Source organism: Acinetobacter sp. 243_ASPC, assembly GCF_001054715.1.
Lineage (GTDB): Bacteria > Pseudomonadota > Gammaproteobacteria > Pseudomonadales > Moraxellaceae > Acinetobacter > Acinetobacter soli.
Genome location: NZ_JVOR01000095.1, coordinates 1 through 19,080, shown reverse-complemented (window position 1 = coordinate 19,080; position 19,080 = coordinate 1). Strand labels below are relative to the sequence as shown.

17 protein-coding genes are annotated in these 19,080 nt (G+C 43.3%); 9 read left to right on the top strand and 8 right to left on the bottom strand.

The features are described 5' to 3' along the window. Positions 1-83 precede the first annotated feature (83 nt). Positions 84-1,886, bottom strand: a complete 1,803-nt coding sequence (locus ADA42_RS12165; protein WP_004933074.1) for an acyl-CoA dehydrogenase C-terminal domain-containing protein — start codon at positions 1,884-1,886, stop codon at positions 84-86. Positions 1,887-2,180: 294 nt separating this feature from the next. After that, positions 2,181-2,546 (bottom strand): hypothetical protein, encoded by a 366-nt coding sequence (locus tag ADA42_RS12160; protein WP_004943537.1) that lies wholly within the window; start codon positions 2,544-2,546, stop codon positions 2,181-2,183. Between the two features lie 164 nt (positions 2,547-2,710). On the opposite strand from ADA42_RS12160, the gene baeS reads away from it, so the two are divergent. From baeS to ADA42_RS12120, 8 genes are all read left to right on the top strand, one after another. Beyond that, positions 2,711-4,408 carry a sensor histidine kinase efflux regulator BaeS gene (gene baeS / locus ADA42_RS12155; RefSeq protein WP_048765441.1) on the top strand — a complete coding sequence of 566 codons (1,698 nt, stop codon included), beginning with the start codon at positions 2,711-2,713 and terminating at the stop codon, positions 4,406-4,408. Positions 4,409-4,411: 3 nt separating this feature from the next. Further along, complete coding sequence (locus ADA42_RS12150) at positions 4,412-5,098, top strand: response regulator (RefSeq protein WP_048765438.1); 687 nt, start codon at positions 4,412-4,414, stop codon at positions 5,096-5,098. 476 nt (positions 5,099-5,574) lie between these two features. Further along, positions 5,575-6,888: an MFS transporter gene (locus ADA42_RS12145; RefSeq protein ID WP_048765437.1), complete on the top strand. Its 1,314-nt coding sequence runs from the start codon at positions 5,575-5,577 to the stop codon at positions 6,886-6,888. A gap of 12 nt (positions 6,889-6,900) precedes the next feature. After that, positions 6,901-7,662, top strand: a complete 762-nt coding sequence (locus tag ADA42_RS12140; protein ID WP_048765435.1) for a class II aldolase/adducin family protein — start codon at positions 6,901-6,903, stop codon at positions 7,660-7,662. Then, positions 7,659-8,582 (top strand): 2-hydroxyacid dehydrogenase, encoded by a 924-nt coding sequence (locus ADA42_RS12135; protein WP_048765433.1) that lies wholly within the window; start codon positions 7,659-7,661, stop codon positions 8,580-8,582. Before ADA42_RS12140 ends, ADA42_RS12135 begins: the two co-directional genes overlap by 4 nt. A gap of 2 nt (positions 8,583-8,584) precedes the next feature. Next, positions 8,585-9,826: a Zn-dependent hydrolase gene (locus ADA42_RS12130; protein WP_048765432.1), complete on the top strand. Its 1,242-nt coding sequence runs from the start codon at positions 8,585-8,587 to the stop codon at positions 9,824-9,826. Positions 9,827-9,846: 20 nt separating this feature from the next. Then, complete coding sequence (locus ADA42_RS12125; RefSeq protein WP_048765430.1) at positions 9,847-10,920, top strand: histone deacetylase family protein; 1,074 nt, start codon at positions 9,847-9,849, stop codon at positions 10,918-10,920. Between the two features lie 41 nt (positions 10,921-10,961). Beyond that, positions 10,962-11,882, top strand: coding sequence for a LysR family transcriptional regulator (locus tag ADA42_RS12120; protein ID WP_025095443.1), 921 nt, complete (start codon positions 10,962-10,964; stop codon positions 11,880-11,882). Positions 11,883-11,897: 15 nt separating this feature from the next. Here the strand turns inward: ADA42_RS12120 and ADA42_RS12115 are convergent, their stop codons facing one another. The 3 genes from ADA42_RS12115 to ADA42_RS12105 all read right to left on the bottom strand — a co-directional run bounded on the left by ADA42_RS12115 (position 11,898) and on the right by ADA42_RS12105 (position 15,138). Beyond that, entirely contained in the window at positions 11,898-12,272 is a 375-nt protein-coding gene (locus ADA42_RS12115; protein ID WP_048765427.1) for an MmcQ/YjbR family DNA-binding protein, read from the bottom strand. Positions 12,273-12,414: 142 nt separating this feature from the next. Further along, the gene (locus ADA42_RS12110; RefSeq protein WP_048765426.1) at positions 12,415-13,857 is read right to left on the bottom strand and encodes a protein adenylyltransferase SelO; all 1,443 of its coding nucleotides are present in this window, start codon (positions 13,855-13,857) and stop codon (positions 12,415-12,417) included. A gap of 111 nt (positions 13,858-13,968) precedes the next feature. Next, positions 13,969-15,138, bottom strand: coding sequence for an acyl-CoA desaturase (locus ADA42_RS12105; protein ID WP_004933097.1), 1,170 nt, complete (start codon positions 15,136-15,138; stop codon positions 13,969-13,971). Between the two features lie 248 nt (positions 15,139-15,386). Between ADA42_RS12105 and ADA42_RS12100 the strand changes: the two genes are divergently transcribed. Then, positions 15,387-15,881, top strand: a complete 495-nt coding sequence (locus ADA42_RS12100) for an META domain-containing protein (protein WP_004933099.1) — start codon at positions 15,387-15,389, stop codon at positions 15,879-15,881. Positions 15,882-15,909: 28 nt separating this feature from the next. Here the strand turns inward: ADA42_RS12100 and ADA42_RS12095 are convergent, their stop codons facing one another. The 3 genes from ADA42_RS12095 to ADA42_RS12085 form a co-directional block, all read right to left on the bottom strand. Further along, the gene (locus ADA42_RS12095; protein ID WP_048765424.1) at positions 15,910-16,626 is read right to left on the bottom strand and encodes a glycerophosphodiester phosphodiesterase; all 717 of its coding nucleotides are present in this window, start codon (positions 16,624-16,626) and stop codon (positions 15,910-15,912) included. A gap of 39 nt (positions 16,627-16,665) precedes the next feature. Next, positions 16,666-17,244, bottom strand: coding sequence for a cob(I)yrinic acid a,c-diamide adenosyltransferase (locus ADA42_RS12090; RefSeq protein ID WP_048765423.1), 579 nt, complete (start codon positions 17,242-17,244; stop codon positions 16,666-16,668). Between the two features lie 85 nt (positions 17,245-17,329). Beyond that, positions 17,330-19,080 (bottom strand): TonB-dependent receptor plug domain-containing protein (locus ADA42_RS12085; protein ID WP_048765420.1); only part of this gene is annotated, 1,751 nt, incomplete at its 5' end.

Here is a 19,080-nt window from a genome sequence, read left to right as displayed (position 1 = left end):
CATCTAATTTGAAAAAAAAGGACTGTCAAAACTGATCAGTCCTTTTCTGGTTGGGGGCCGTTGTAATCGATCCCGAACTGTGATTAGAACGCGAAGTGTTCTGCTTCTAAGGACATCAATGACTCAACACCCGTAGACAATACGTCGACATGTGAGCGAACGCGCGGCAAGATTTTCTGGAAGTAGAAACGCGCCGTGGTCACTTTAGCGTTGTAAAAATCTACATCGCTTGAGCCTTCTTCGAGTTTGCTAAGCGCGACCTGTGCCATACGCGCCCATAAGTAGGCCAAAGTCACATAACCTGCGTAATAAAGGTAATCGACTGCGGCAGCACCCACTTCATCTGGATTTTGCATCGCGCGCATTCCAATTTGCATGGTGATGTCGCCCCATTCTTTGTTTACAGCCGCAAGCGGTTCGATAAACTCTTTCATGGCGCTGTTGTCTTTGTGGGCTTCCACAAATTTGTGAATCATTTTGGTGAAGTCACGCAACATGGCACCTTGCGTTTGCAGTACTTTACGGCCAAGCAAGTCGAGTGCCTGAATTTCAGTGGTACCTTCGTATAAGCAAGCAATTCGCGTATCACGTACAATTTGCTCCATACCGTGTTCAGCAATAAAGCCGTGACCACCAAAGACCTGAACGCCTTTGTTAGCTGCTTCATAACCGGTTTCGGTCAGGAATGCTTTACCAATTGGTGTCAGCAACGACAAGATATTGTCGGCAAACTTACGCTCTTCTTCATCAGCGCCTTTTTCGACGATATCGGCATAAAGTGCCAGCAAATACACCAAAGCACGGCCGCCTTCTGCAAATGCCTTTTGGGTAAGCAGCATGTTACGAACTGCTGGATGCACAATAATCGGATCGGCTTCTTTCTGTGGTGCTTTTGGTGAAGAGAGTGAGCGCATCGCCAAACGGTCTTTGGCATAGCTCAAAGCACCTTGGAATGATGATTCCGATGCTGCCAAACCTTGAACAGCCGTACCAATACGTGCGGTATTCATAAAGGTAAACATGCAGTTGAGACCACGGTTTTCAGGTCCGATTAAATAACCTGTTGCACGATCAAAGTTCAATACGCAGGTCGCGTTACCATGGATTCCCATTTTGTGCTCGATTGAACCACAGCGGACGCCGTTGCGTTCACCAATTGAGCCGTCTTCATTGACCAAGTATTTTGGCACAATGAATAGTGAGATGCCTTTGGTACCTTTCGGTGCATCGGGTAAGCGTGCCAAGACAATATGTACAATATTGTCGGCCATGTCGTGCTCACCCGCCGAGATGAAAATCTTTTCACCCGAAATGGCATAGCTACCGTCTGCATTTGGTTCTGCTTTGGTGCGAATAATACCTAAGTCAGACCCTGCATGTGATTCGGTCAAACACATCGTACCTGTCCACTCGCCTGAAACGAGTTTTGGTAGGTAGGTGTCTTTTTGTTGCGCTGAGCCATGGTGCTCAAGGGTACGCACTGCACCGTGCGATAAACCCGGATACATACCCCATGCCCAGTTAGCCGAACCGACCATTTCTGAAATCACAATACCGAGTGAATTTGGCAATGCTTGACCGCCGTAAGCTTCTTCTGCGGCTAAAGACGGAAAGCCCAGCTCGATATATTTTTGGTAAGCTTCTTTAAAACCTGTTGGCGTCGTGACTACGCCATCATTCCATGTACAGCCTTCACGGTCGCCAATTTGGTTGAGTGGAGAAAGCTCGTTTTCACAGAAATCTGCAGCCGCTTCTAAATATTGATCAACCAGTTCACGGCTTACGTTCTCTTGGAATGCAGGAAGTTTTGCATAGTGCTCTTCAGCATTTAGTAACTCATGCAAAACAAATTGCATATCACGTAAAGGCGCTTTGTATTGTGGCATATCGGTTTCCTCAATACTGGTTAAACCAGCGTTTCTAATGTCCTGTCGATTACGGTTGGATACCCGAAGGTACCTTTCTTATGAATTACATCGTGCAATAACTTATACCCCTGTACAAGCATTTCGGGGAGTCTAATCCATGACTGTAAAGTCAAAGAAAATTATCTTGAAATATACAAGTAATTAAATCATATAAATTTTTTATGAATTTCAAATGAAAGGAATAGTCAAAATCGTAAAAAGATGTGACCAGAAAAAAAGGCACCGAAGTGCCTTTTTTATGATGTGCTAAATTTATGCGGCTGGCGCTGGAGGAGGGGCCATACGATCATTCATTTTGCTGGGCTTAAAGCGTAACTCACAGGTTCCATCAATTGTTTTGTCTCCCATTTTTACCTGAATGGTCTGACCTACAGCTTGGCCTGTACATGCTTTTTGAATCTGTTCAAATTCAGCCTTGCGCTCAGCGCGTCGCTGTTGCATGTCTGCTCGTTGTTCTGGGGTAAGTTTGTGATGTTTCATCCAGTGTTTGCCTGCCGGGCCATCCATCATTTTAGGTGCATTGGGATCTTGAGGTGGCATGGTGGATTGACAGGCTGCCAAACTCCCCATACTGATCACTGTAGCCATACAGAGTGTAATTTTTGCCATTTTGTTCATATTGAATCCCCGAAGTGAATGATTTAGTGTGTGAACAACGCTAGGATGTATGCTGACTAAAAACCTAATAAAGATTAAATAATAAACATGAAGGAACAATGGAGACTTTTTTGCCTGAGTGTTGATTACAATAGAAAAGATAAACGAATCATGAGAGCTCGCTTTTGAAAATACGCCGCGTTCCCATTGCGCTTCGGTTGTTTCTAACCGTACTGCTCACCACCTTGCTGATTACCACAGTGAGTCTGAGTGTTTTGCACTGGACCATGCAGAAAAATTTTGCCAAATATGTGGCCGATGTCGAAATGCAAAAGCTGGATCATTTGATCACCAATTTGGCCAATGTGTATACCACTTATGGCGATTGGGGCAATGCCATTCAGGCGCAGATTTTACAAATTGAAGGACAGGCCGCGCCAGATGATTATGATCGTCTGTCACGCTGGTGGTTACGCCGTCAGTACGATATTGCGTTGCAGCAGCGTTTTTTCAATGAGCAAAACATGATTATGCTCTCGCCCGATCTGACCAACGAAAACCGTCTTAAAAATAGACCCGTACTGGACGAGCAAGAACGGCAGTTTTTAAAAGATAATTTGCCTTCTGAGTATCAGCCTTTTGAAGGTCTGAAATTTCCACTCAGTTCGAATCAGAATTTTTTCCGTCCAGATGATGGCAAAAAGAAAAAAGCACCGCCGCGTGGTTCCGAAATGGCCAACATGATGCATCACGACGGTAAAAAGCGTTTTATTGCCATGCCAGACCGCTTGGGGTTGAGTTCGCGTTTATCGTTATACGATGCCAAGCATCAGTTTGTGGTGGGAGAAAGTGCCAATGAGCAGATTTCCTATCGTCCGATTATTGTCAAAGACCAGATTGTGGGGTATTTGGGCCTGAAACCGGTACTCGATGAAGACGACGCTTTAAGTATTAATTTCTTTAGCAATCAAAAGCGCTTTTTATTGCTGATCTATGCCTTGTCGGTCTTGACCAGTTTAATTGCGGCGCTTTTATTGGCGACTTATTTTAAAAAGCCGATTCAACGTCTGCTCAATGCCACACGTGAATTAACCCGTGGAAATTATAAGCATCAGGTTGAAATTAAACGTAATGATGAGTTGGGTGATCTGGCAACCCAATTAAATCAATTGGCTAAAATTCTGTATCAGCATGAAGAGTCTCGACGTCAATGGGTGGCCGATACGTCGCATGAGCTAAAAACTCCGCTAAGCGTTTTACAGGCACAAATTGAAGCGATGCAGGACGGCATCCGTAAAGCCACACCGCAGCATTTGACGGCCATGATGAGTCAGGTCAGTAGCTTGAAAAAACTGACCCAAGATCTGGCCGATTTGGCGCAAGCCGATGCCCAGCAATTGAAATGTTATATGGCCGAGGTCAATCCGTGGGAGGTCTTGGTACAGGAAGTTGAGCACTTCAAGCCAAAGTTTGAGCAGGCCGAACTTCAAATTTCGATTGCAGGAGAAGGCACTACGTTACAATTAGATATAGATCGCTTCAAACAAATTGTGGTGAACTTATTGAGTAACAGTGTGCGTTATACGCAAGCTGGCGGGCAGATCAAGATTCATACTGAACAAAATGAATCGGAGTGGACTTTAATTGTCGATGACAGTCCGCTTGGGCTCAGCGACGAACAGCTGGCGCGCTTGGGTGAACGTTTTTATCGTGTTGATGATTCGCGTACACGTAGTACGGGCGGTACTGGACTCGGCTTGGCGTTGTCGTCGAAGCTGGCACAAGCGCTGGGTGGCCAATTGCGTTTTGATCATTCGTCTTTGGGTGGTCTGCGTTGCATTCTGACTTTTCCAAAAACACAATCAAAGATTAAGGAAATTTGATCCATGAAACATGTGATGTTAGTTGAAGATGAAGTGGAATTAGCTCATCTGGTTCGTGATTATTTAGAGGCGTCTGGGTTTGAAGTCAGTATGTTTCATGATGGCCAAGAGGCGTATGACAGCTTTGTGCAGCGTAAACCCAATCTGATGATTCTGGATTTGATGGTGCCGCGTATGGACGGTTTGACCATTTGCCGTAAAGTGCGTGAACAGTCAGATTTACCGATTATTATGGTGACCGCGCGTACAGAGGAAATTGATCGAGTATTGGGGCTTAATATGGGCGCGGATGACTATGTCTGCAAACCATTTAGCCCCAAAGAACTGGTAGCACGTGTTCAGGCAGTCTTACGTCGTCTGGATCGTAAAGCTGAACCTGAACAAAACGATATGTTTCGTATTGATAAGGCACAGCAACGAATCTGGTATAAACAAAAAGCCTTAAACCTGACCCCAACCGAGTTTCGCTTACTCGAGCTATTTTTGGAGCATTTGGGGCAGGTGTATTCACGGGCGCAACTGCTAGATCATATCAATCCAGACAGTTTTGATGTGGCAGACCGTGTGATCGATAGCCATATTAAAAATTTACGCCGTAAGATCAGTGAAGCCGCAGACACAGGTAATCGCCATGAATGGGTGCAGGCGGTATATGGGGTTGGGTATCGTTTTGAATATCCTGAAGACTAATGGATAAATACATCTAATTTGAGACTAACGCACTGTTTAGACGGTGCGTTTTTTATTTTTAAGATCATCTCGCATGTCGATGCGGAGTCAACTTAAAGCAAAAAGATATGCTCTAATCATCGAAAAACATGAAATAAGTTGTACTTAAGCTAAAAAAACAGTGAAATCTATTTGCGCGCTATTTTTGTGCATAAACTCGAAAAATATCCTTAATCTTGTGCATAATAATTAAATTAAATCATTATTTATCAATGTTTAATTCATTATTTGCATCATTTTAAAACATATAAGATTTACTAATACCTTGCTTTAAAATTATTCGTTTGCATCATATTTTTCAATTCTATTAAGGTAGTTGGGTCAGATCGTGTATTTATAGCGAATTGAGCCAGCTCGAACATGGACGTTCAAGCCCAGCATCATTAAGCCCATACAAAAATGACTGATTTATTATCTAGCTTAGAAGGTGAAAAGGGATGAAAAAAGACCAATCAAAACGAGCTGCCGCAGCCGCATTTATGGGAACAACCATTGAGTTTTACGATTTTTATGTCTACGCCACGGCTGCTGCACTGATTTTGGGAACCGTTTTTTTCCCAAAAACAGATCCAGTGACAGGAACCTTGGCATCGTTTGCAACCTTGGCTGTTGGCTTTATTGCCAGACCTATGGCCGGTTTGATTTTTGGTCACTTGGGTGATCGTTTGGGCCGAAAAAAAATGCTGCTATTTACTATGGTGCTCATGGGGCTGGCCACGACTTGTATTGGCCTCATCCCAAGTTATGCAAGCATTGGAATCTGGGCACCGATTTTGTTGATTTTCTTTCGTTTTTTACAAGGGATTTCGGTAGGGGGCGAGTGGGGTGGCGCAGTGCTGATGGCCAGTGAACATGCGCCAAAGGAGAAAAAAACCTTTTTTGCCTCATTTGCACAGCTTGGCAGTCCGGCGGGTCTGATTTTGTGCTTATTGATATTTCGTGGAGTGAGTACCCTAGATGATGTAGCCTTTGCTTCTTGGGGATGGCGTATTCCCTTTCTACTCAGTTTCTTTTTAATGGCAGTGGGCTTTGTGATTCGTTTTGGTATTGAAGAATCGCCAGAATTTGCAGATGCACAAAAGAAAGAAAAAACCGTGGACTATCCGGTTAAGGAATTACTAAAAAACTATCTACCACATGTGATCTTTGCTGGGCTCACCATCACCATTGGAACCGCGGGTTTCTTTTTCACCAATACCTTTATGATTACCTACGTGACGCAATATCTCGATATTAGCAAGCAAACCATTTTAGATACGCTATTTTTTGTCACGGTAATTCAGTTTATCACTATGCCATTTGCTGCTTGGTTTGGCGAAAAAATGGGAACACAACGTTTTTTAATTATTGTATCTGCGCTTTGTTTGATTGTGCCTTATCCAATGTTTATGTTGGTAGAAACTAAAAATTTAATACTCATGACACTTGGTATCACCATCGCGGTGGTGAGCTTATCGGCCTTATATGCAGTTTCGGCAGGTTTTATGGCCAATATTTTCCCAACCCATGTGCGCTATTCGGGTATTTCTGTGTCGTATCAATTTATTGCAGCAATTGGTGCTGGTACCACGCCGCTAATCGGCACCATGTTGGCTAGCCATTATGCGGGGCAGTGGATGCCACTGGCCTTGTTTTTTAGCTTCTTATCGTTGTTGTCTTTTATTGGCGTGATTGGCGTAAAGATGCTTATGGACAAACAAAAACCGCAACAGACCTCTGCATCACACATGATTCGAGAAGAATCGGCTTAAAGGATGAACCACATGAATACCTCGTACAGCATCAGTCATATGAATCCGGTGGAATGGAGTGCACGCTGCCAGCTTGCTGCTTTATATCGATTGATTGCGTATTACCGTATGACAGATTTAATCGATACGCATATTAGTTTGCGTGTGCCAGATGAACCTTGTCACTTTCTGATCAATCGATATGGTATTCCATTTGAAAAAATGAACGCTTCCAATTTGGTCAAGATTGATCATGACGGAAGAATTGTAGAAAGCTACGATCAAGGCAAAAAAGTCAATGCGGCCGGATTTGTGATTCACTCTGCGATTCATCATGCCCGATCTGATGTGAATTGTATTATTCATACGCATACCGCAGATGGCGTTGCCGTTTCTGCACAAAAGCACGGTCTGCTGCCTTTGTCGCAGCACGCACTTAAGTTTTACGAACAGATCGGCTATCACAACTATGAAGGTATTGCTTTGTCACTCGATGAGCAGCAACGTCTAGTAAGCGACTTAGGTACACATCGCTGTATGATTTTAAGAAATCACGGTTTACTTGCGACTGGAGACACGCTTGCGCGCGCATTTCATGAAATTTATTTTTTGGAGCGTGCCTGTCAGATTCAGATTAAGGCCATGAGCAGCTCTGAGCTGAATCTGCCGGATATCGAGGTGTGTCGCCACACCGCAGCACAGTTTAACCGTAAAGAGGTCGAGCCGATTATTCAAGATGCTTGGCAGGCGGCTTTATCGTTAATTGAGCATCAGCAAGATGAGTACTGCGCATGATTGTGATTGCTTCGACCAAATCCTATGCGAGAGCCATGCTGATCGATGCCTTTGAGGCCCATGCTTCTCCAGCACATTTTTGCTTGCCAGATGACCCGCGCGCGCAGCAGGCGACCACAGCCGCCTGTTGGTTTCCCGATATGCAGCAGTTACGTCAGTTGCCTGAGCTTAAAGTGATTCATTCAATGGGGGCGGGAATTGAGCACCTCAATTTAGAGGAGATTGGCACAGACTACCAAATTTGCCGAATCGTTGATCAGCACCATAAGCAAGGCATGTTGAATTATTTGCAGTGGGGTGTGCTGTATTACCAGCGCAGTTTTGATGTGTATCTTCAGCAGCAACAGCAGCACATCTGGCGACAATGGCCACAAAAAAATGAACATGATGTCTGTGTGGGTATTTTGGGGCTAGGTGAGCTGGGTGCCTATGTCGCACAGCATCTGGCTGCGGCAGGCTATCAGGTTCGGGGTTGGTCCAAATCTTTAAAAAATATTGAACGTGTTGACACTTTTGCTGGCTGGAGTGAGCTGCCTGCATTTTTAGCCGAAACCCAGATTTTGATTAATTTATTACCGCTTACGCCAGAAACCAAACAGATTCTATCTCACCAAACTTTCCGGCAGTTACCGCAAGGTGCCGCCATCATTAATAGTGGCCGCGGCGCACATTTAAATGTCGATGATTTGATGAAGAGCCTTGAATCGGATCATTTACGCGGTGCCATTTTAGATGTGTTTGAACAAGAACCTTTACCGAAAGAACATCCGTTATGGACCACACCAAAGGTGGTGATGACACCGCATGTGGCTTCACATGCACCGCTTGACGTGGTGGTACAGCAAATACTGGAAAATGATCGGCGTGTTCTAAGGCAGCAGCCGCTGATCAATACAGTCGACTATTTGAAAGGATATTAAATATGAAAACAAATACAAACAGATTGTGGTCGACGTTGATGGAGATGGCTCAAATCGGAGCAACCGAACAAGGTGGCAACACACGACTGGCGCTCACCGATCTGGATAGAGAAGGGCGCCAACGACTGATCGATTGGGCTTCGGCAATCGGGATGCATGTAGACTTTGATGTGATTGGAAACATGTTTTTACGCCGTGAGGGGCTGGATGCATCTCTACCGCCGATCGTAATGGGCAGCCATTTAGATACCCAGCCGAAAGGTGGACGTTTTGACGGAATTTATGGCGTCTTGGCAGGGCTTGAAGTCCTCCAATGTCTTTATGAGCAGCAAATCAAAACGCGACATCCAATTGAAATTGCAGTATGGATGAACGAAGAGGGTGCACGCTTTACCCCCGCCATGATGGGTTCAGGGGTGTTTGTGGGCGTACTTGATCAAGAGCAAGTCAGGCAAACCTGTGATAAAGATGGAATCAGTGTGGCCGCTGAGTTGGTAAGAACAGGGCAAAGCGGTGAATTGCCGTTAAAACGTAATTTTGCTGCATATTATGAACTGCATATCGAACAAGGACCTGTGCTGGAAAAGAACCAAAATGCAATTGGCGTAGTGACGGGTGGGCAGGCCATAATCTGGCTGGACATCGAAGTATCTGGGCAAGCAGCGCATGCCGGTACCACGCCGATGGCGATGCGCCGTGATGCCATGATTGCGTCTGCACAGATGATTACTGCGCTAGAAGAGATGATTTTGAAGCAATTTCCTCAAGGCTTAATTACCTTTGGTGAGCTCTCCGTTGCACATTCATCACGTAATACCATTCCACAAGCTGTGCAGTGGACGATCGATTTAAGACATCCCAACGATGCCGAAATTTTAAAGATGGAACAGCGGGTCACTGATTATATGCATAAGATTGCGCAGCAGCGTGATGTCGCGCTTGGCATTCAACGCCACTGGTTTAGCCCAGCCACCATGTTTGATCCAGATTGTATTGAAACTGTTCAGATCGCTGTGAACGAGTTGGGATATCGCCATCAGCAGATAGTTAGCGGCGCAGGGCATGATGCCATTCATCTGGCCAAACACTGCCCAACCACCATGATCTTTATCCCTTGTGAAAATGGGTTAAGTCATAACGAAGCAGAAAATATTACGCCACTGCAAGCTCAACAGGGGGCCGAAGTCTTATTACGCAGTGTTTTAAAATTTGACCAACGTCAGCAACTGGCTTGTGTTAGCTGATCGCCAAAAAGGATGCCCATATGCAAATTTTCTTTCATCCAGAACAATTAAAACATCGTCCGCAAAGTTATTACTCACGTGGAAAAATGCGCCAACCGCAAGAGAAACCCGAACGGATGCACGAACTCTTACGTGCGTCACAAGAGATGGGCTTACCGGTATCTATAGCTAAAGAATTTGGTACTGCGCCGTTACTGGGCGTGCATACGCCAGGCTATATTAGCTTTTTAAAAAATGCGTATACCGAATGGAAAGCATTACCTGAAGATTGGGGCGATGAAGTGCTTTCTAATATTTTTATCCGAGACAACAATCGTGAAATCGGGATTTTAGCCAAAGCTGCGAAATATCTGGCCGATGGAAGTGCACCAATTGGTCAGGATACTTGGACATCGGTATATTGGTCTGCACAAACAGCATTATCTTGTGCCGATGCACTGATCAAGCAAGATGCTGACTTAATGATTGGACTGACACGTCCAGCAGGACACCACGCTCGTAAAGATGGTGCTGGGGGGTTTTGTTATATCAACAATGCCGCCGTCATTGCACAGTATCTGCGCCAGCATTTTAAACGTGTTGCAATTATCGACACCGACATGCATCACGGACAAGGCGTGCAGGAGATTTTCTACGATCGAGATGATGTGCTTTATGTATCGGTGCATGGCGATCCCACTAATTTCTACCCAGTCGTGGCTGGATTTACCGATGAATATGGTGCTGGTGCAGGCTATGGTTACAACAAAAATTTCCCAATGCCACACGGCAGTTCAGAAGCCGCTTTTTTTGACTATTTAGATCTGGCCGTTGACTTTGTAAAACTGTATCAGCCTGATGTCGTGGTACATGTGATGGGTTTTGATGTGTATGTAGATGATCCACAGGCCAAGTGTTCGGTGAGCACTGAAGGCTTTCAAACAGTGGCAGAGAAAATTAAATCGATAGGGGTACCCACAATAAGCTTAATTGAGGGTGGCTACTGTATCGAAAAATTGGGAGAAAATTTTAAAAGTTTCATGCGTGGTTTTGGTGTAGCCGAAAAATCTGACCGTATTTCAACATTGAAAATGACGGCGTTAGAAGAGTTTTGATAGGATGGATCTCAACTAGACACATACAATAAGGCGTAGCAGTGAAAACGGATATTTTACTCGAGAAATGTAACTGGTCATTGCTGCGCATTTTTCGCGTGATTGTGCAAGAAGGGAGTTTAAACAAAGCAGCCAATAAACTCTTTCTGACTCAATCTGCGATTAGTCAAAGTTTAAAGCGTTTGGAGGAACAAATTGGCGATGTTCTGATTATTCGTACTGGTGGGAAATTTCATTTAACGCCCACCGGTGAAATCATTTTTGAAGCAAGTTTAACGATCTATAATCATTTAATCGATTATGAAGAGCGCCTGAATACCGAAAAAAATAGTCTCACCGGAACGATTAAGTTACTGGTACTCAGCCGCATTGAATCGGCACGTTACGATCGGGTTTTGCATGACTTTCACGAAAAATATCCAATGGTCGACTTTCAGGTCGATGTACTCAGAAGTAAAGAAATACATCAATTGCTTTTACAGAAAGTGCCTGCACTGGGCATTTGTATTAGCCGGGAGATGTATCCCAAACTGCATTATCATGCTTTGATCAATCAAAAGTACGCCCTATTTTGTAGTGTTCGACATCCACTTTTCCATGAAACGCTTGAATCGGTCGATCAGATCAAAGGACATGGGTTTATTTCATTTCAAAGTGAACAGCTTAATGATCCGATGTCGCCGTTAAATGAGGTGCGTGAAACCATTATCAAGCAAAATCGCTTGCTGGTGACAACCAATAATATCGATGAAGTGATCCGTTTTATCAAACATGGTATCGGGATTGGATTTTTACCTAAACATATGGTTCAGGCACGGCACGATCATCATGAGTTTAAGCAGCTTCCGCCTCTTCCGCACGCCGCAGTATTGCCTATTTTACTGACTTGGCATAAGGACCGAAAACTCTCTTTGGTTGAACAGTACTTTATCAATGAATTACGCAATGTATTTCCGCGTTAGTACTGAAAGTGAACTTTATTTATCTGAATCATTCAGCTGATTTTTTTGAACTCGATTTAGCGTTTTCGCTACCAATAAGTAAGAATCTTGAATTAAATCATGAATGAGATCTGCACTTATTTCAGAGCCTGCATAAATTGAAATCCAGTGGCGTTTATTCATGTAATAGCCACCTTGAATACAGCTATAGGTATCTTTGAGCATTTCGCCTTGAACGGGATCTACTTTTAAAGTGATACAATCTTGGCCGTGCGCATGCCCTGCAACCATAAAAATTTTATCGAAAACTTTGACTACATCTGAATCGGCTGAAAAAGGCTGACTTAAATTCGTCTGTGGAAGGCTAAGCGCCACACTGAGCGCATAGCTTTTCATTTCTTCAGTGTTCATTTTTCTTCCTGAAAATAGTTGGATAAGAACAGAATCAATCAAAAATTGAGCTCTGTTATCTTGCATGTAAAGTTACTTATCCTGTGGATAATCACAATGTTATCCACAGAAAATGGGGATAAGTGGGTCTGTTCAAAATATCTTAAGATGAACAACTCACCATCACTTCAGGAACATCACTTGCCAAAGGTGCTAGATCCTGCTCTCGTTCAAGTGCAGGTTGGCGTGTAAAAGGTGAGGCAAGTAGGGTAAATAAACGCTCTACTTCTGAAAAGTCACCGCGTTCAGCTTGTTCAATTGCGTGCTGCGCCATGTGATTACGTAAAATATAAACGGGGTTCACTTCAGACATCGTCTGATCAAGCGCTGCAATATCTTGATGTTCTCGAATCTGATGGTACTGCTGCAAAAAAGCATCAAACTGCCGGATGTCTAGGCAGTCATCTCGAAGTGCAGCGTAATCATGCTGTTGTAGGCGGAGGAAACTTTGGGTGTAATCCAGTTGTTCGCTTTGTAAAATGCGTAAAAATGCCATGCCACAATCGAAACTGTCATGATGAAACTGCGGTAAGCCCATTTTCTTACATAGCCCTTCGGTATAGTAGGCCAAGAATGCTGGTTCAAAAGCCTCAAGGCAGCTGACCAGTTGTTGCTTAAATTCTTCTTTATCTTGTTCTTTGGCCAATGGAATCAGATTGTTGAGCCATACCCATAAATTCCAGTGTCCGATACTCGGCTGATTTTGATAAACATAACGGCCTTGATGATCGGAGTGGTTGTTGATCCAATTAGGGCGAAAACGTTCCATAAATCCAAATGGCCCAAAATCCAGAGTCGATCCCGTAATATTCAAATTATCAGTGTTCATGACACCATGGGCAAAGCCGACCAACTGCCAATCCGCAATCATTTTAGCGGTTTTTTGAATCACGCCCTCGGCAAATGCCAAAACAGGATGTTCTGCTTCAAGTGCTTCTGGATAATGCCATTCAATACACTTTTGGGTGAATTCTGTCAAAAGCTCAGGAGCATATTGATTAATCCATTCAAAATGCCCAAGTCGAATATGACAATCTGAGGTGCGTAGTAACATGGCGCCCAATTCAAGTGTTTCTCGTTGTACACCTTGGGTTGACGTTGTAAAACCAACTGCATTACTAGATGCAATGCCAAGCGCATTGAGTGTATGGCCAGCCAAATATTCACGAATTACCGAGCGCAGCACTGCACGTCCGTCGCCCATACGAGAGTAAGGCGTTAGCCCGGCACCTTTAAGGTGTAGGTCTATAGTACGTCCAGATCGATCTAACACTTGAGCAATCAACACACCGCGGCCATCGCCTAATTGTCCGGCCCATTGACCAAATTGATGGCCCGCATACACCATCGCAAGTGGAGGGCATTGCTCAAATACAGTTTGACCACTACAAATCTCAACCCATGCTGCTTTATCTTGTTCGTTCCACTGTAACTCATCTGCCAGAGCAGCATTGAAATGGCCTGCTTTTGCTCCTTTAAGCGGAACAGGTGATTGTTGGTGAAACAATTTAGCGTTTAAAGTCGGGTAGCGTGAATTGAAAAGCATAATGGTGAGAACTCATCGGTTGAACGGTCACTATAGCAAAAATTTAGATTGAACCAAATTCGCGAGCAACAGACCTAAAAAAAGCCCCAGTGGGGCTTTTAAGATTCTGGTTTATTCTGAAACCGCATTGCGCTTTTTGACATTACGCATCAGGGTTTCCAGACATTCACGATGATGACTCAAACGGTGTTCAAGCAATTGAAAATCAACTTTGAGCTTGTGATCCATCTGATGAATTTTTTCTGCCACTGCTGCCTTTTTGGCATGCAATTCTTGCTCTTTTAACTTGGCCCAGTCATTGAGCGTGTGTGTAAAGGCATCGTATTCTTGAGCAATACGTTGCTTCATTTGCACCAAGTCAGAGTTGACATCATGGCCATAAATTGCCAAATCCTGCTCGGCGTACTTAAACTTCATCGCGAGTTCAGCTTTTTTAATATTAAAGCTTGGAATACGACGTAAATTTTTAGCCAAACCAAGTTTTGAGCAAGTCCAAATGAGCCATTTTGTTGGATCATACTGCCACCATTTCACACCATTTCGGTAGTCGTACTGAAAGATGTGATGATAGTTATGGTAGCCTTCACCCCAAGTCGCAATTGCCAACCAGAAGTTATCACGTGCGGTGTTTTCGTCAGTATACGGACGCTTGCCCCACATATGACACAGTGAGTTGATGAAGAAGGTCACGTGATGGCTCAGGATCAGTCGAACCAAACCGCCCAGTAAAACCACGCCCCACATATCGCCAACTGCCCAGCCCACCAGTGTCAAAATTGCCACATGAACCACAATCACCAGCGGAACATAATATTTATGCTGGAACATCACCAGTTTGTCATTGAGTAGGTCTGGTGCATTTTTAAAGTTTGGTTCAGCTGCAGGATAATTTTTTAACATCCAGCCCAAGTGTGCATACCAGAATCCGTTTTTAATCGAGTACGGATCTTTTTCAACATCATCGACATGGCGATGATGAGTACGATGGCCCGACGCCCAATAAAGCACGCTGTTTTGAACCGCAAAAGTGCCCATAATCATCAAAATGATTTTTAAAGGCAAAGTGGCTTCATAGGCACGATGCGCCCAAAGACGATGGTAACCGGCTGTAATGCCCAGACTGCTGATTCCCAGTAATACAAACATGCTCACCCATGCAGCAGCACTAAAGTCATGGTGATAGGCATACAGGGGAATTGCAATGACTGCAACGAGCGGTAAAAAAATTAAGGCAAAAACGGCAATCCAGTTAATTGGGGCTTGAGGTAGGGGAGGATTCATCTCCGACAGCGCTCCTAGAAGCCTTTGTGTAACAAAGGTTAAAAAACAAAACAGCTTGGCCCAGAAATTTTTTTGATTACTGGCGATGTACTACGCATATTAGCATGAGCGAACATATGTTCACTAGCATTATTGTACAAGTGTATTCAAAGAAACAGTAACAGAATTCAACAAAGGATCGATTGATTTTATCGTATGTTTATCGCAAGAAACATAGGTCATTTCGATCAAAAAACAAGGAGGAAAAATTGTTGATAAAAATCGTTCACATCGCTGCGGTTTTAAGTTTGGCTTCACTGTTGAGCGCTTGTCAGAGCACACAAGCCCCTCCACAAAAACAACAACACAATAAAAAACACACTGCCAATCATGCGGTGAAATCGACTGAGACACCACGCTCTACCGATGGTGTACAGGATATTACATGGCAAATTACGCATATTCAGCAAAAACGTGCCAACTTCTTTAACCAATTGCCAGCTATTCGCCTGAATTCAACCTTGAATACGGTGAATGGACATACAGGCTGTAATCCGGTCTTTGGACGTTATCTTTATAATTTCAGTCAATCTCGCCTGAGTTTTGATGTGAAAGCAGATCATCAGGTGTGTGACCGAGCTTTGGTGCAAGAAGCCAACTTGATGGATGCTTTACAGCGCATTGTGAGCTTCAAGCGTCAGGGCAATGAATTGCTTTTACTCGATAAAGAACAAAATGTGCTGATTGTGGCACAGCGAAAATAAGCCAACGGGCAGGGCCAACCTGCCCAGATTAATCGAGATGTGCCAGCATCAATTTAGGTACGTCAGTAATCAGCCCTTCAATACCTAAATCCCGTAATGCTTTCGCGCGTTCAACATCATTGACTGTCCATACACTGATGGTAAGCCCAGCATCATGCGACAATCGAATCATCTCGGGTGTGGCCAGTCGATCCATCCATCCGATATGACAGCATCCTAAAGCCAGTGCCTTTTCTATGGCTTTAGCTTTTATATCGGTTTCGATGAGAAAACCGCGCTTAAAACGACTTTTGTGAGTTTGGAGCGTTTTTAATACCTTCTCGTCAAAACTGGTCATGATAATTTGATCATGAAAGTCTTGAAGCTCCATATCCAGCCGAGCAGTTAGTCGTTCAGCCTGAGCCAGATCCTCGACATGTTTGATCTCGACCTCGATGTGTTCAAAGTCTTTTAAAATGGCCATTGCTTGACTAAAAGTTGGGGTATATTCGGCTTGAGTCCACACTGGCCAGTTCAGGCGATGATCATATTGACACAGATCATTTTGCATACACTCGTAGAGCGAAATAGCGTGACCAGTGGTTCTTAAAAACGAATCATCGTGCATGATGACTGTTGTAGCATCTTTGAGCTGCCGAACATCAAACTCGACAGCACGAACACCGAGCTGTTTGAGATATTCAAATCCACCCAGTGTGTTTTCCGGTGCTTCGCCGCGCGCACCGCGATGGCCAATAATACGCATAAATGTCCTACGCTCAGAACAGAAAAACTATTTTAGCGCTTATATGGTGTCATTAATATTTTTTTGCCACAGCACTTCACTGCCACCAGCCTCGCGTTGCAATGCTCGTGAAGCCACAAACAGCCAGTCTGAAAGACGGTTGAGTAACTGAATGGAAGTGTTCTGGATATTCTGATCACGTTGCTGTACCGCAATCAGGCTTCGCTCAGCCCGACGACACACCGCACGTGCTTGATGCGCATAACTACAAACTAAAGTGCCTGATGGCAAAATAAACTCTTTAAGGTTTGGTAAGTGTTCGTTCATTTGATCGATATCACGTTCTAGAAACTCGATACTTAGCGGTTGCAGTAAGTTATAGTTTGGAATACAAACCTCACCGCCTAAGTCAAAGAGCCAGTGCTGAATCAAGCTTAAATGTTTATCCCATGTCGATTTGTTTTCAAGCATAGAACTTTCAATCTGTGCACGCAGAACGCCCAAAATCGCATTGAGTTCATCGACATCGCCGAGTGCAGCAATTCTTAAATCATCTTTTGCGACACGTGAGCCATCGCCCAGACCAGTTGTACCTGAGTCACCTGTGCGGGTATAAATTTTACTTAAACGATGTCCCATAAGATTTCCTAAAGATGTGTAAGAGGATTAAATGAAATCAGGATAATATCGTGAGACATTATCCTGATTAAAATAGTAGTTTACATTAGTATTTTAGTGTTACACCGACAGAGGCAAGGCGACCGCCGTTGATATAGTAACTACCACTACTATATGCAGTACGATATTTAACGTCACCTATATTTTGAATATTACTAAACACCTGCAAATGCTCGTTAATTGTATATTGTCCATGCATATCAATACGTAAATGGCCCGGTACACTTACAGTGTCGTATGCTGTATTGTCATACTTACTGTTGGCGACAACAGTTGCCGATAGTGCATACTTTTCATCTTGCCATCCTGTGGTCAAAGAGATATTTTGACGTGGTCTTCTGCTTAAGTCTTCGCCAGTATTTTCATCTTTTGAACGTACATAATTGAAACCTAAGTTGGTATAAAGATTTTCACCTTGCCATTTTATGTATGCTTCAGCACCTTCAAACTTCGCCTTATCCACATTCTCCATCTGAGAAATACCGTAGTTAATTAAATTATCTACTTTTGTGGTGTAAAGTGATAATCCTGTACGAATATTATAGGCAAGTTGTTGATCGAACCCAATTTCATAGGAAAGGCTCTCTTCTGGTTTTAAGTCTTGATTACCCCCAAAACCATATAAATCATTCAATGTTGGCGCTTTAAAGGCAGAGCCAATATTTGCATAAACACTTGTAAGTGGTAGTAATTGATATCGAATGGCGCCTTGAGCGACTGTATGTGTGCCAAATTTTTCGTTATCTTCAAGACGAACACCTACTTGAGTATTTAAGCCTGACTGATTGTATTGATGCTGGATAAAGTAACCCGTTGAATTTACATCTTCTTTATAAGGTGAGCCAAAAGAAACAACATCACCCTCATTTTTTCTATGTGTAATACCAATCATTAAATTTTGATTGTTGGTAAAATTCCATTTATTGTAAATTTCTGCTTCTTGAGTTTTGCTGTGAACAAAATCATAAGTACCAAGATAGTTTGCATCTTTTTGTTCAGTATCATCTTTAAATTGTGAAAGACGTGTATTTAACTCAATTTGATCTGTGAAATTGAATTTACCTTTTAGATTGATTACCTCATTTTGAAAGTCTTGATTTGTCAAATTACCAGAATTGTCGTAAGCGCTATTTCCTTTATTTTTACTGTAATCAATAGATGCAGCAAAGTTTTCTTTTTCAACTCCAAATTTAGTACTAAAACCTTTTTGATCAAATGAAGCATTTGGTGCGTCTACTGTTTCTTTTACAGGTGTACCATCTGTCTCAAGGCGTTGGCCACGGATTTGAGCGTAGAAACCGTTTTCTGCTATGTCTGCACCAACTAATGATTTATAGGTTTTGTTTTCTCCGACTTCATTGGTGGTAAAAACTGAACTTTTGGTTGGTACTTTTGTAACGAGTTGAACGACACCACCAATAGCATCAGTTCCATATAGAACAGAAGCAGGGCCTTTTAATATTTCAATTTGTTTGATGTCAGTTGTATCGATAAATGGTAAAGCAGCTGCGCCACTACTATTTGAGTTTAGACGTACACCATCCCTCAAAATCAAAGTTTGATCTGATTCTGCACCACGCAGAAAAATCGATGCACTTTGTCCATAGCCGCCACTTTGAACCATATTAATTGCAGCTTCGGTCATCAATAGATCGGGCAATGATGCAATTGGGGACTGTTCAAGTATTTGAGGCTGAATAATTGTAATTCGCGCAGGCACTGCACTGGCTTTTTCTTCAGATTTTGATGCAGTCACTACAATTGGATCAAGTTGAGTTGCATCTGTTGAATCATCAG